We start from the raw sequence: 14,024 nt of genomic DNA, 5'->3' as shown, positions 1-14,024 counted from the left end.
GCACTCCGCGTTTGGCCACCCGTATCAGAGATGGAATGACGCGGAAAGGGCACTTTTGATGGTTGATAAGGTCGAAAAATTCGCCTAAAAAGCTCCCTTAGCGGCTCAAACGTGTGAAAATCAGCAAAAATTGGCTCTTTTCGTAGCAACCGCGCTATGCTTGGTGCTAAATATCGATTTATAAGAAGGTTCCCATATTCTGGCGCAGTGCCGCTCACTGTGCCCTAGTAACCGGTTAGATGACCCATGGAATGCTCGACATGGAATTAAGAGAGTGGTTAATCATTCTAGGACTGGCACTGGTTTCGCTAATCGTTGTCGACGGTGTGCGTAGGCTCCAGCGTCAGCGTCGTGTGCCCCGGCTAGACCAAGCGGTAAAAGATTTGCCTACCGCGAAGTTGGAAGAGTTAGACGACGAGGCGAAAGAAGCTGAGATCAATTGGGAACTGCCAAACGGCGGTGCCCGGGTCGTTAAAGCTGCTGACTACAGCGGGCTGGGTCAAAAACCCAAGTTAGAGCGCCAAGAGCATCCAGGGCCTTCTAGGGTGCTGTCTGATTTCCGTCGCTCGGTTACCAAACCCTCAGGAAAGCCAAAACCTGCAGCAGCGAAATCTAACAAGGCGGAGCCGGCTGTCCAGGCAGCTACTGCTAATGTGTCAGCAACAGCTGATGCGTCTGCTGAAACCAGAAACGAAATGCGCGAACCGCCACGCCGTGAGCCAAGTGTCTTTACAGCTCGTGAAGAGGCCCCGAAAGCAGAGGCCCCCCAGCCAGCGACCCCGGAGCCGTCCATGAGTGCCATGGAAGACGAAGCACCCCAGTCTCAGCAAACAGGTACAGCACCTGCGTCGTTCTCTGCCACTGATGAAGCACCTAGCGAACAGCCGAACACCGCTGAGCTAAATGCCTCTCATACACCAGAGCCCCATGCTGAGCTGGAAAGCAACCGAGCTCCTGAAGAGCCAGCGGCCGCTGAGCCAGATATTACTCCTGAGCCCGAGCCGGTGCTTCGCGCCGAGCCTGAAGATGCGGTATTTGCCAAGCACGCTTCCGACGCACCCAAGCGCCGCCAGTTGCGCGCCGACATGGCAGGCGATCACGAGCTAGATGACGATGAAATCGACGAGTATCGTTTAGTCGATTTTGAAGGCATTGGCCGTTCCTTTAAGCGCCGTATTATTGAGCGCCGTAAAGAGAAAGCCATCAAAAAAGCCGAGAAAGCCAAGCGAGCTGAAGCAGCCGCCAAGCAAAAAGCTGAGCGTAAAGCGCTGGAAGCCGAGCAGCGCCGTGAAGCGAAGCAGGCCGCTGAAGCGGAAAAAGCGCGTATCGCTCAAGAAAAAGCTCAAGCTCGCGAAGCCGCTGCTGCTAATGAAGCTGCCGCCCAACGCGACGCCGTGCAGCAGGCGCATGCCGAGCCTGAATTAGAGCGCTACGCAAACAGCGCTAGCCGCTATGAAGATCACTACCAGAGCGTTGATGACGAGTACGATGACGCTTATGCAGCCCAAGACAATGTTGTGCGCGCGCACCCTACGTTGGAAAAAGCTCTGCGTCATGACGTGAACGGCGAGCACGCCAAAGAGACGCTTGCCAATGCTGACGAGTTGGTAGTCATTAGCGTGCTGTCGCGTGATCCCGAAGGTTTTGATGGCGACAAGTTACTTGAACTAATGATGGCCTGTGGGTTGCGCTATTGCCGCGCGATGGGCGTCTTCAATCGCTTTGAAACGGAAAGCCCCAATAGCGAGCTGCAGTTCTCGATGGTGAACGTGCTCAAACCCGGCACTTTCCCCATCGAAGAGATGGATGAGTTTGTAACGCCTGGGATCACTTTCTTAATGCCGCTGCCCGGTGCGGTGGATAGCTCGGCTGCTTTTGAAGCAATGGTCGAAACGGCCATGGTGGTGGTACGCCACATGGGCGGCGAGCTTAAAGATGAAAACCGCAGCGTGATGACGGCGCAAACCATCGAGTTTGCCCGGCAGCGTGTTCATGAATTTGAGCGTCGCCACCGCCTGCACCGCCATATGCAGGCTCGCTAAACGCCGCGTTGCGCGAACACCCGCCTTCCTCAAGAAGGCGGGTGTTTTTGTTACTAATTACCTGTTTTATTTGTCTTCGGAACCTCTGAATGAGTCAGCCTGACCCCACCCTGCTGGAAGAGATCAGCCAACTACGCGCTGATCTGGATGACGCCAACTACCGCTACTACGTGCTAGACGAGCCAACGTTAACCGACGCTGACTACGACCGTAAGTTGCAGCGCTTAAAGCAGTTAGAGGGCGAGCACCCCGAGTTGATTTCCCCCGACTCGCCCACTCAGCGAGTCGGCGCCGCTCCGGCAGAGGGCTTTCCCGAGGTTGCCCATGCCATTCCGATGCTCTCGCTGGATAATGCCTTTAGTCGTGACGATATTGTGGCCTTTGCCGAACGCGTGGCGGAACGCTTGGAGTGTCAGTCGGAAGAGATTGAGTTTAGCTGCGAGCCGAAGCTGGATGGCGCGGCGGTATCGCTGGTGTATGAGCAGGGCGTGTTGGTCAGCGGTGCGACCCGTGGGGATGGTCGCACGGGGGAAGGCATTACCTCTAACCTGCGTACCTTGCGCTCGGTGCCGCTTAAGCTCATGGGCAAAAACGTGCCTGAGTTGGTCGAAGTGCGCGGCGAAGTGATTATGCGCCACTCCGGCTTTGAAGCGCTCAACGAGCGTGCCAGAGAAGAGGGCAGCAAAGTATTTGCCAACCCGCGCAACGCTGCGGCTGGCAGCCTGCGTCAGCTCGACCCGCGCATTACGGCGACCCGCCCGTTGGAGTTCCACGCCTACCAAGCAGCACGCTTGGAGCCAGACTTGGGCGATGCCACCCACAGTGCGCTGATGGCACGGCTGTCCACTCTGGGCTTTCGCACTAGTGCAGAGTTAACCACGATGTACGGCCCCGACGCGGTAGCCGACTACTGCGAGCAGCTAGGCGCTAAACGCGACCAGCTTGGCTATGACATTGATGGTGTGGTGATTAAGGTCAACGACCTGCGCCACCAGCGAGAGCTGGGTTTTGTTGCCCGTGCCCCGCGGTGGGCGGTGGCGTTTAAATTCCCTGCCCAAGAAGAAGTCACGACCCTCAACGATGTGGAGTTTCAGGTAGGTCGCACCGGGGCGATTACGCCGGTGGCGCGCCTTGCGCCGGTCACCGTTGCGGGAGTGACGGTCTCTAACGCCACGCTGCATAACGCCGATGAAATTACTCGCTTGGGCGTGATGATTGGCGATACGGTAGCCATTCGCCGCGCAGGGGATGTGATTCCACAAGTGGTGCGAGTGGATGAAGAGAAGCGCCCGGCGGATGCCCGTGTGATTACCTTCCCCGACCACTGCCCCGTGTGCGGCTCGGATATCGAGCGCCTGGAAGGCGAGGCGGTGGCACGCTGCTCTGGTGGGCTTTACTGCGCTGCCCAGCGTAAAGAGGCGCTGAAACACTTTGCCAGCCGTAAAGCGCTGGATATCGACGGCCTGGGCGAGAAGCTGATTGAACAGTTGGTGGATCAGGAGTGGGTGAAGACGCCTGCCGATCTCTTCCATCTTAGCGTAGAGCAGCTAAAGAGCCTGCCGCGTATGGGTGAAAAGTCAGCGACAAATTTGGTTAACGCCCTGGAAAAAGCTAAACAGACCACGCTGGCGCGGTTTATCTACGCGCTGGGCATTCGTGAGGTGGGCGAAGCCACGGCTGCTAACGTCGCCAACCATTTCGGCACGCTGCAAGCGCTGCAAGACGCCGATCAAGCGGCGCTGGAAGCGGTGAATGACGTAGGCCCCATTGTTGCCAAGCATATCCACACGTTTTTTCGCCAGCCCCATAACCTGGAAACACTCCAAGCGCTGATTGAGGCGGGCATTACTTGGCAAGAGTCAGAAGTCACCCAAGGCCCCACGCCGCTAGAGGGCCAAACCTGGGTGCTGACCGGTGCCATGGAGAGCATGACCCGTGACGAAGGCAAGGCGCGGCTTCAGGCGCTGGGGGCCAAGGTGGCGGGCAGCGTCTCTAAAAAAACGACTTGCCTAGTGGCGGGCGAAGCTGCAGGCAGTAAGCTCACCAAAGCCGAGCAGTTGGGGGTTGAAGTGATCGACGAAGCCACCTTTATTGAGCGTTTAGCCGCTTGGGAGCAAAGCGAATGAGCCGATTTATCGAAGTGCCCGCGCGGATGCTGCCGCCAGAAACCTTAACCGCGCTGCTGGAAGCGTTTGTTACTCGACAAGGCTACGACACCACCGATACCGGCGAAGGCATGAGCGGCTGGGTCGCTGAGCTTAAGCAGCAGCTTGACCGACACGAGCTGATCATTGCCCACGACCTAGAGCTGGAAATGACCGAAGTGATGACCCTCGCCCAGTGGCGCTCCTTTGGGCGAGAGTTAGCAGATGATGAAGAAGAGGGCGATTACTGAGCCCGCACCAGCGCGCTAATGATGCGCCGCCCTGGGTGAAGGTGGTCAGCCAATGGCTGCTCGATGGGAAGCGGTTCATCGCAAATGCGCGATGCGATAACCTCCGCGCACAGCGGCGCGCTGGCCAGCCCTCGGGAACCGTGGGCGGTGGAGATCCACAGCCCTGGGTAGTGTTCACCGGTGATGGGCGGCACCTTAGAGGCATCCTTGCTTAGCACGGCGTAATCCCGCCGCCACGCCTGCGCATTGGGCACTGGACCAGCGTAAGGGGCTTTATCGGGGCTGGCGGCTCGCACCGCTGCCCTACCTTCCAGCGCCTCTGGGCTTAACGTAACGCCAGCTGCCTCTAGCGCGGCGACCCACTCTGGCAGCGCTTGGCGTAGCTCATCAATATTGCGCTGGTGCTCTTCCTCGACTACTTGCGTTGTGGCGTTATTGGGCACAAAGCTGGCGCCAAAGGTCAGTACGTTATCCATCGGTGGTGATACATAGCCTCCCGCACATACCACTTTAGTGGGCACCTTCGTACCTGCTGGCAGCGTTAGCTCACTGACCTGGCCGCGCACCTGCTGCAACGGCAGCTCGGCGGTTTGAGCAAACTGGTTAGCCAGGGATGCCGTAGCCACGACCACATGATCAGCCTGCAGCGTTTCGCCGCTGGCCAGCGTGACCTGCCACTGCGCCGTTTGGGAGGCTTGCTGGGTTTGCTTTAGCTCGCTGACGTCGCCCTGCCGTAGGGTGATATTGTCGTGCTGCAACAACTGTTCGCAGAGCTTTTTGGGCTGAACCCAGCCCGCCTGGGGATAAAATAGCCCGTGGGCTGCAGAGACCGGTACTTCCGCCAGCTCGCTTAGCGCATTGGTCTGTGCAGACACGACCGGCTCCGGCAGCGGATGATTGGCCATAAAACGCTGCTGGCGGGTCGCCTCTTTATTACTTAGCGCGAGCTGTAACACGCCACAAGGCTGCCAGAGCGGCGGCTCCTGTGGGTGAGCTGAGGCCAGTTGGCCAAACCAGCGCTGGCTATACAGCAGCCCCGCTAAATAGAAGCGGCTTTGATGATTGGTTTCCACCGCCAGCTTCACATAGAGCGCCCCTTGACGATTGCCGGAGCCGCCCGCGCCAGGGGCGTCACGCTCAACCACCGTGACTTGCTTGCCGCGCTTAGCCAGCGCTGCCGCTACGCTGCTGCCCGCCATGCCCGCGCCAATTACAATCACGTGCTTTGCATCGCGGTGGGCAGGGGGCGTGAACCAGGGCGCCGCGTTGCGCCGCGTATCTGTGGGCGGTGCTTCTATACCGCCCGCTAGCATCTCCCGCTTACGGCCAAACCCCGGCACTTTTTTCCAGTGAAACCCCGCCGCTTTCAGCCCGCGCTTGACGATGCCCGCACAGGTAAAGGTGGCAAAGGTGGCGCCAGGGCGGGAACGGGCCGCCATGGCTTCAAACAGTTCCGGCTGCCACATATCCGGGTTTTTAGAGGGGGCAAAGCCATCTAAAAACCAAGCATCCACTTGGCCCTCCAGCAGGTTCAGCCGCTCGGTGGTGTCGCCAAAGTGCAGGTCGAGGGTGACGCGCTCGCTTAGGTGCAAACGGTGGATGCCGCTTACCGCCTCTGGCCATAGTTCGCACAGCACTTGTGAATAACTGGCCAGCGACGGCCAGGCGCTTAGGGCGCGGGTAAGCGCTTCCCGGTCGAGGGGAAATTTTTCTGTGGATAACAGATGCAGCCGTGCGCCTTTTGGGGCGTGCTGCTCAAAGCAGGCCCAGGCGCACAGTATATTTAGCCCGGTGCCAAAGCCTGTCTCGCCAATCACAAAGGCCCGTGCTTCCTGCCAAGCCGCAAACCGCTCGGGAAGTCGGTTGGCCCCTAAAAAAACGTGCTCGGTTTCTGCACGCCCATCCTCACGGGAAAAATAGACGTCGTCGAAGGCGTCTGAATGGGGAGAAGTGTCGTTCCACGTCAGCTGTGGGGCGGTTAACGCTTCAAGTGGGGGTAGAGCACTAGGGGATTGAGCAGGGCGTTGAGTCACGCGAGCATCCGTGGTGGCGATAATTGGTTAAAAAATGATCAATTTGTTAATCGGGGCGCTATCTCTGGCTTATAGAAAAGCGTCCGCCGAGTTTTCACAGAGTTTTCCACAGGCTCTGTGAAAAAGCGGGCGGACCCTCCACACTCGCCCCTATTGGTCAAGGCAAAACTTTTTTGAACGGCTTAACAATTACCTTGGCATAGACCCCAGCGATGATGTATGGATCGGCATCTGCCCAGGCTTGGGCGTCCTCTAAACTATCGAATTCCGCCACCACTAAGCTGCCGCTAAAGCCCGCATTGCCGGGGTTGTCGGAATCAATGGCGGGGTGCGGGCCGGCCAGAATAAGCCGCCCCTCATCGCGCAGTGCTTCAAGCCGCGCTAAGTGGTCGGGGCGGGCTGCTAAGCGGCGCTCTAAGCTGTTGGCAACATCTTCACTGATAATGGCGTAAAGCATGGGGATAACTCCTTGAAGGCAGGGGTAACGTATCGGCCATAACATTGACCGCACCCCGGTTAGCGCGCACCATGGCGAGCTTGTTCGTGTTCAACACGCCTATTCTGACAAACTCGCCACACGGCGTCATGCTAATGCCACTACTTCCTAACGCTCTTGCCTCCGTACTGCCTACCGCATTCGATGCCGACCAGCGCTACTCGGTTGACCTGCACATGCACTCAACCGCTTCTGATGGGGCGCTTTCCCCGACGGATCTGGTAACCCTATGCGCTGGGCGTGGGCTTACTCACATGGCGCTCACCGACCATGACACGATGGAAGGGGTGGAAGAAGCGAGCCGCGCCGCCCAGCAGGCAGGGCTTTGCCTGGTGCCGGGGTGTGAGTTATCCACCCGCTGGCAGGGGATTAATATTCACGTGGTAGCGCTAATGCCCGGCGGGCTGCAGGGGCCGATGATAGAGGGGCTTGAGCAGCAGCGGGAAGCGCGTATCAAGCGCGCTGAAGTGATCGCCGAGCGTTTAGAAAAAATGGGTTTACCCAACGCGCTGGAAAAAGCCCGCGCCCAGGCAGGCAGCGACCGCCCCCTAGGGCGACCTGACTTTGCCCGGGCGCTGGTGGCGGAAGGTGTGGTAGCCGATTGGGCCGGAGCCTTTAAGCGCTACCTGGGCAGTGGTAAAAAAGGCGATGTTAAAGCCCATTGGCCGGAAATTAGCGAAGCAGTGGGTTGGGTAGTGGCGTCTGGCGGAGTGGCCGTGCTGGCCCATCCGCTGCGCTACGGGCTTACCCGGCGCAAGCGCGGCCTGTTGATGGATACCTTTATGGAAGCCGGTGGCCAAGGCGTAGAGCTTGTTAGCGGCCAGCAAAACCCAGACGCCACCCGTGATTTGGCGCGCCAGTTGGTAGAGCGGGAGCTGTACGCCTCGTTGGGCAGTGATTTCCACTTTCCTGGCAGCCATGCAGCGCCTGGCAGCATGAGCCCGGTGCCCCGTACCGCCGCGCCGCCTATTTGGCAGCACCCCCGTTTAGCCCACCTGCGCGATGCCCCGAGCGGTATGCTGGGTGCTAAGCCGCTGAATAAGCTAAGCTAAAAGTGATATCGCTAAAAACCTTAGCTAACAGATGCCTACGGGCAGGAGTAAGCGATGAGCCAATATTTTCAGATTCATCCGGAAAACCCGCAAAAGCGGCTGATTGACCAAGCCACCGAGATTATTCGTAAGGGTGGAGTAGTCGCTTACCCAACGGACTCAGGCTACGCGCTGGGCTGCCATTTAGGCGAAAAAAAGGCCATCGAGAAGATCAAATGGCTGCGCTCGCTGGATGACAAGCATAACTTTACTCTGGTGTGCTCGGATCTTTCCGAAATTGGCACTTACGCTAAAGTGGATAACGCCGTGTTCAGGCTGCTGAAAGCCCACACGCCCGGCCCCTACACCTACATTTTGGATGCCACTACCGAAGTGCCGCGCTTGCTGCTGCACCCTAAGCGCCGTTCTATCGGTGTGCGGGTGCCCAACCACCGCATTACCCACGCGCTGCTAGAAGCGCTGGGTGAGCCGCTAATGAGCGTGACGCTGATTCCGGTAGGCGAAGCGTTGCCGATGAGCGACCCCGAGGAGATCCGCGACCGCTATGGGGCTCATCTGGATTTGATTATCGATGGCGGTGCTTGCCACCTCGACCCAACGAGTGTGATTGATCTTCGCGAACTGCCGCCCAAAATCGTGCGGGAAGGGCGTGGCGATATAACGCCGTTTCAAGAGTAGCGGTCGCTGAGTACTATTAAAACGGGGGCGCTTAGCGTCCTCGTTTTCGTATCGGCGAGGTGCTATTTATCCTCGCTTGGTGTCTCATCGTCGCTGCTCTCTTTGTGCGCTTTTTTGCGCGGCTCCTCGCTGTTCTCATCCAGCCAAGTGCCGCAGCGCAGGCAGTAGCGGGCGCGCTTTTCATGGCGGTCGTGCCCACAGCCTGGGCAGGCTTCTTCTGAGTAGCGGTCTTCACGAATCGAGCGGATCACTTGGGCAGAAAACACCCCGGTGGGCACGGCAATAATCGAGTAGCCAATCAGCATCAGAATCACCGTGATGGCTTTGCCCAGCGAAGTGGCGGGCACAATATCCCCATACCCGACGGTGGTGATGCTCACGATGGCCCAATATATCGACATCGGTATGCTGGTAAAGCCCGACTCAGGGGACTCAATGGTGTACATCAGCGCGGCAAACAGTGTGACCACCATGAGAATGCTACTGAAAAATAGCAAAATCTGGCGCAGGCTACGTTTAAGCGCATCCAGCAGTAGCCTGCCTTCCCCCACAAACTCCATCAGTCGCAAAATGCGGAAGATGCGCAGCACGCGCAAAATCCGCACCATCACCAGCGCATGCGCGCCAGGCACTAGTAGCACTAGCCAAGTGGGGATAATTGCAATCACATCCACCACGCCGTAAAAGCTTTTTAAATACACAGTGGGGCGTTCAAGGCAGTAAAGCCGTACCAGCAGTTCCAGGCTAAACAGCAGTGTAAAGGCCCATTCGATGTAGAAGAAAATATGCCCATAACGCTCGGCATAGATCTCAACGCTATCGAGCAAAATCACCGCCACGCTCAGCAGGATGGCGATGATCAAGGCGATATCGAACGCTTTGGCCCCCGGGGTATCCGACTCGAAAATCACGTGGAATAACCGCGTGCGCAATCCTTCGGCACCGGGGCTGAGGTCAAAGCTCATGGTTTCGTCCTGAAATAAGCGGCCAAGGGGGATGCGTTTCAGCGTAGCGCGGTTTGCTGACCAAGGCGACGGGCCAGCGTCAACGCTGCAACGCCGTACGCCGCCGTGGGCTGGCCGGTGGCGCCCAGCTCGGCCGTCAGCGTGAGGGCCTCGCGCCGTGCGGCGTCATCCAGCGCCGGGTGCTGGGCCAGTTCACTCAGCGCCTGTCGGGCCGCCGCTAGGTGCTCGGGGTGGCCACTGTCATGGAAGGCATCTAGCGCCACGGTGGCACGGTGCAGCCATGCGCTGGGGGTGCTGGCCTCGGGCAGTGTCCACTGCTGCTGGCCCAGGGCATTGCCTCGGGCGGCCTTGCTGCTGTCGGAAGGGCGCAGTGCTACCTGCTCTGCCAGTGCCAGGGCCAATCCCCATAGCGCATCGGCGCTGCCCTCTTTCAGCTCCAGTTCGACCTCGCCAATAGGGGCGCGGGCGCTACCCGCCACGATTTCCCCTTCGTCCACCACCAGCTCGATAGTGCTGCCTTGCCATGCCAACTGCCAGGTACGGCGGTGGAAATCGGTGCTCAGCGTGGGTTGCAGCGCCGCTATCTGTTCGGCCAACGGCCCTTGAAACGGCGGCAGCTCGGCCAGCCCGGCCTGGTCGAGAGCGTGCTCGTCCAGCGGCCACTCCCACTCTTCACGACGCGATAGCCCGCCGCCGCCCTGGCCTGCGGTCTTGACCGTTTGCAGCACGCGCGGGCCCAGTCGGCGCAGCCGAACGGCGACCCGGCCTGCGGCTAGATGGCCCTGGGGAGTATCGAAATAGGTGTTGGCCAAGGCCTGCTGCTGGGGCGGCTCTGCCAAGAACGGATGGGCCAGCAGCGCGTCGAGCGCGCCGGGCCCCAGGGCCAGCTTCAGTTCGACTTCCTGAGGGGCTGCCGGATGAGGGTGTTGGGTCATGACGCTTCCTGCCAAGTGATCTATGTTGCTTATTGATGACGGTTGAATGAACTTTTTATGACGAAGCCGAGCGCGCTCTTTATACTGTCGCCCGCCATTTCCAGGCTCCCCCGAAAACAGGCTAAAGGCTCTATGGTAACCTCCAACCCTTTTTCCGCGATGTTTGGCCGCTCGCCATTCCAGCCGCTGCTGGCCCACATCGTCAAGGCCAATGAATGCGCCGACCTCCTCCTGCCGTTCTTCGAGGCAACACTTGTCGGTGATTGGGACACGGCGGCTGAGCTGCGCGAGAACGTCACGCGCTTAGAGCACGACGCCGACACCCTGAAAACAGAACTGCGGCTGAACCTGCCTAACACCATGTTCCTGCCGGTATCGCGTTCTGACCTGCTCGATTTGATCAGTGTTCAGGACAAGATTGCCAATAAAGTGCGCGACATTACCGGCATTATGCTGGGCCGTAAAATGCGCGTACCCAATGAGCTGGCCGAACCGATGCGCGACTACATGCGCACCAGTGTGGCCTGTGTGGCCCAAGCTCGCCAAGCGCTTGAAGAATTGAAAGACCTGCTGGAATCCGGTTTTGGTCGCAATGTTTCCGATGTCATGCAAAACATGATCCGCGAACTGCACACCCTTGAGCACCAGGCCGATAGCCAGCAGGTGGCGATTCGTCGTCAGCTGTTTGAGCTTGAGAGCCAGCTACCGCCGGTGGATGTGATCTTTCTCTACAAGATCATCGAGTGGGTCGGCGAAGTCTCTGATCGCGCCGAACGCGTGGGCAGCCGCCTGCAGATCCTGACCGCACGCTAAGGGATACTCATGCAGATTATTGCCCAGCACGGTGACATTTTTATCATTCTGGCCTGTTTATTTGGTTTCTTTATGGCATGGGGCGTTGGCGCAAACGATGTCGCTAACGCCATGGGAACCTCGGTGGGGTCGAAAGCGATTACCATCAAGCAGGCGATCCTTATTGCCGTTGTCTTTGAGTTTTTAGGCGCATGGCTGGCCGGTGGCGAAGTCACCAACACCATTCGTAAAGGCATCATCGACCCGGAGTTGTTGCAGGAAGACCCACAGCTGCTGGTGTACGGCATGTTAGCGGCGCTGCTGGCAGCGGGAACCTGGCTGCTAGTGGCCTCCATGAAAGGCTGGCCCGTTTCCACCACGCACTCCATTGTGGGCGCGATTGTGGGCTTCGCGGTGGCAGGCCTGGGGGCTTCTACCGTGGATTGGGGAGCGGTTACCAAGATTGCGGCAAGCTGGGTCGTTTCCCCGCTGCTGGCCGGTACCATCGGCTTTGTGCTGTTCAAATCGGTCCACCACCTGATTTTTGAAAACGATAACCCGTTTACCGCCGCCAAGCGCTACGTGCCGGGCTATGTATTTTTGGTGGGCTTTATTGTTGCCATGGTCACGCTGACCAAAGGGCTCTCCCACGTGGGACTCGACCTGAGCTTTGGCCAGAGCTTCCTGCTGTCGATTCTGATCGGCATCGTGATCATGGGCGTCGGGGTGGTCATGCAGCGGCGTATCAAGTACGTGCAGAGCGCCAGCGACCACTTCGGCTATGCCAACGTGGAGCGGGTGTTCGGCGTTTTGATGATCTTCACTGCCTGTGCCATGGCGTTTGCCCATGGCTCCAACGACGTGGCCAATGCGGTTGGCCCGCTGGCAGCGGTGATCAGCGTGGTGCAAACCGGCGGTGAAATTGAGGGCTCGGCCCTTGTGCCCTGGTGGGTACTGGTACTAGGTGGCGGCGGTATCGTCGTTGGCTTGGTTACCTATGGCCATAAAGTCATCGCGACGGTCGGTACCGGCATTACTGAGCTGACGCCTAGCCGTGGTTTTGCGGCCACCCTGGCGGCGGCTACCACCGTAGTGCTGGCATCGGGTACTGGTCTGCCCATCTCGACCACTCACACCCTAGTGGGCGCGGTGCTGGGCGTAGGCTTGGCCCGTGGTATGGCGGCGCTTAACCTGCGAGTGATTGGTACCATTGCTATGTCGTGGCTGATTACGCTGCCTGCTGGTGCTGGTTTGGCGATTCTGTTCTTCTTTATGTTTAAAGGCATGTTTGGTTAACAGACGGAGCTAACTCCGCACCGAATGCCACAGCTCGGCTGAACCGCCAAGCCTACAGCGGCACCTTCTTAGCAAAAATCCGCGTAAGCCCTCGCCCACTCGAGCGGGGATACAAGCGGGCAGCGCGATAGCGCTGCTGGGTTTGCGGCATGGGGCCCAGTGGCATAAGCTGTACATACATCCATGCATCAATGGCGCGCCATGCTGAAGGCTACGAAGGTACGACTCTACCCCACGACCGAGCAGGCGGAGTTCCTGAACCGCCAGTTCGGCGCGGTGCGCTTCGTCTATAACACCGGCCTTCGCATCATTTCCCATCGCCACAAGCGTCACGGCCAGTCGCTGAGCGCCAAGCACGACATCAAAAAGCTGCTGCCGGTGGCCAAGAAGTCGCGCAAATATGGGTGGCTGAAAGAAGCTGATTCCGTGGCTCTCCAGCAGGCGTGCTTGAACCTCGACCATGCTTTCCAGCGCTTCTTCGACCCCGCGCAGAAAGCCGGCTATCCGCGCTTCAAGAGCAAGCGGGGCAAGCAGTCCAGCTATCACTGCGTCGGCGTCAAGGCCGGCGACGACTGGATCAAGGTGCCCAAGCTTGGACCCATCAAGGCCAGGATGCATCGACAGGTCGAGGGCAGGCTGAAAAGCATCACCTTGACCCGTACCGTCACCGGCAAGCACTACGCCTCGCTGCTCTACGAAACAGAGCAGGCCGCCCCAGCACCGCTGAAGGCGGTCGACGCCGCCAAGGTCCTCGGCCTCGATATGGGGCTGTCGCATCTGGCCATTGACTCCACCGGCCGCAAGATCGCCAATCCGCGCTTCCTCAAGCAGGCGCAGCAAAATCTCAAGCGCAAGCAGCAGGCGTTGTCCCGCACGAAGAAGGGCAGCGCCAATCGGGCCAAGGCACGGTTACTCGTCGCCAAGGCGCACGAGCGGCTGGCGAATGCCCGCCATGACTTCCAGCACAAGTTCTCTCGACAGATCGTTGACGATAACCAAGCGGTGATCGTCGAGACGCTGAAGGCCCGCAACATGATGAAGAACGCCAGGCTAGCCAAGCACATCGGCGATGCGTCCTGGCATGCCTTGGTGACCAAGCTGGATTACAAGGCCAAGGAGCAGGGCAAGCATCTGGTCAAGATCGACCCGTGGTTTGCCAGCTCCAAGACCTGCCATGTCTGCCAGCACAAGATGGACGCCATGCCGTTGAACATCCGGTCGTGGGAGTGCCCCGCCTGCCACACACAGCACGACCGGGACATCAACGCGGCGCTGAACATCAAGCATCAAGGCATTATCGAGCTGAAGGCGGAAGGGCTGTCCGTCTCTGCCCATGATTA

12 protein-coding genes are annotated in these 14,024 nt (G+C 58.9%); 8 read left to right on the top strand and 4 right to left on the bottom strand.

The annotated features are described in order from the left end of the window. The first annotated feature begins 260 nt into the window (after positions 1–260). The 3 genes from zipA to L1249_RS14590 all read left to right on the top strand — a co-directional run bounded on the left by zipA (position 261) and on the right by L1249_RS14590 (position 4,437). Positions 261–2,042 (top strand): cell division protein ZipA, encoded by a 1,782-nt coding sequence (gene zipA, locus L1249_RS14600; RefSeq protein ID WP_062361572.1) that lies wholly within the window; start codon positions 261–263, stop codon positions 2,040–2,042. Between the two features lie 89 nt (positions 2,043–2,131). Next, positions 2,132–4,168 (top strand): NAD-dependent DNA ligase LigA, encoded by a 2,037-nt coding sequence (ligA, locus tag L1249_RS14595; RefSeq protein ID WP_044629985.1) that lies wholly within the window; start codon positions 2,132–2,134, stop codon positions 4,166–4,168. Beyond that, positions 4,165–4,437 (top strand): YheU family protein, encoded by a 273-nt coding sequence (locus L1249_RS14590; RefSeq protein WP_044629984.1) that lies wholly within the window; start codon positions 4,165–4,167, stop codon positions 4,435–4,437. Before ligA ends, L1249_RS14590 begins: the two co-directional genes overlap by 4 nt. Here the strand turns inward: L1249_RS14590 and mnmC are convergent. Continuing rightward, positions 4,431–6,470, bottom strand: a complete 2,040-nt coding sequence (gene mnmC / locus L1249_RS14585; protein WP_235253675.1) for a bifunctional tRNA (5-methylaminomethyl-2-thiouridine)(34)-methyltransferase MnmD/FAD-dependent 5-carboxymethylaminomethyl-2-thiouridine(34) oxidoreductase MnmC — start codon at positions 6,468–6,470, stop codon at positions 4,431–4,433. The genes L1249_RS14590 and mnmC overlap by 7 nt on opposite strands. Positions 6,471–6,627: 157 nt before the next feature. Continuing rightward, the gene (locus tag L1249_RS14580) at positions 6,628–6,927 is read right to left on the bottom strand and encodes a YciI family protein (protein ID WP_054641335.1); all 300 of its coding nucleotides are present in this window, start codon (positions 6,925–6,927) and stop codon (positions 6,628–6,630) included. A 134-nt stretch (positions 6,928–7,061) separates the two neighbouring features. On the opposite strand from L1249_RS14580, the gene L1249_RS14575 reads away from it, so the two are divergent. Both L1249_RS14575 and L1249_RS14570 read left to right on the top strand, forming a co-directional pair. Next, positions 7,062–8,018: a PHP domain-containing protein gene (locus L1249_RS14575; protein ID WP_172415944.1), complete on the top strand. Its 957-nt coding sequence runs from the start codon at positions 7,062–7,064 to the stop codon at positions 8,016–8,018. Positions 8,019–8,072: 54 nt separating this feature from the next. Further along, positions 8,073–8,696, top strand: a complete 624-nt coding sequence (locus L1249_RS14570) for an L-threonylcarbamoyladenylate synthase (protein WP_172415945.1) — start codon at positions 8,073–8,075, stop codon at positions 8,694–8,696. A gap of 62 nt (positions 8,697–8,758) precedes the next feature. Here the strand turns inward: L1249_RS14570 and L1249_RS14565 are convergent, their stop codons facing one another. After that, positions 8,759–9,661, bottom strand: a complete 903-nt coding sequence (locus tag L1249_RS14565; RefSeq protein WP_172415946.1) for an ion transporter — start codon at positions 9,659–9,661, stop codon at positions 8,759–8,761. Between the two features lie 38 nt (positions 9,662–9,699). Further along, the gene (locus tag L1249_RS14560) at positions 9,700–10,596 is read right to left on the bottom strand and encodes a CYTH domain-containing protein (RefSeq protein WP_228169022.1); all 897 of its coding nucleotides are present in this window, start codon (positions 10,594–10,596) and stop codon (positions 9,700–9,702) included. 132 nt (positions 10,597–10,728) lie between these two features. Here L1249_RS14560 and L1249_RS14555 point away from each other — a divergent pair, with 132 nt between their 5' ends. From L1249_RS14555 to L1249_RS14545, 3 genes are all read left to right on the top strand, one after another. Further along, complete coding sequence (locus L1249_RS14555) at positions 10,729–11,409, top strand: TIGR00153 family protein (RefSeq protein ID WP_062372387.1); 681 nt, start codon at positions 10,729–10,731, stop codon at positions 11,407–11,409. A 9-nt stretch (positions 11,410–11,418) separates the two neighbouring features. Further along, positions 11,419–12,684 (top strand): inorganic phosphate transporter, encoded by a 1,266-nt coding sequence (locus tag L1249_RS14550; RefSeq protein ID WP_235253673.1) that lies wholly within the window; start codon positions 11,419–11,421, stop codon positions 12,682–12,684. Positions 12,685–12,885: 201 nt separating this feature from the next. After that, a partial coding sequence (locus L1249_RS14545) for an RNA-guided endonuclease InsQ/TnpB family protein (protein WP_235253671.1) occupies positions 12,886–14,024 on the top strand: 1,139 nt, incomplete at its 3' end.

This window comes from Halomonas sp. Cn5-12 (genome assembly GCF_021532545.1).
GTDB lineage: Bacteria > Pseudomonadota > Gammaproteobacteria > Pseudomonadales > Halomonadaceae > Vreelandella > Vreelandella aquamarina.
Note: the sequence above shows the minus strand (reverse complement) of the source record. Positions and strands in the feature narration are given on the sequence as shown.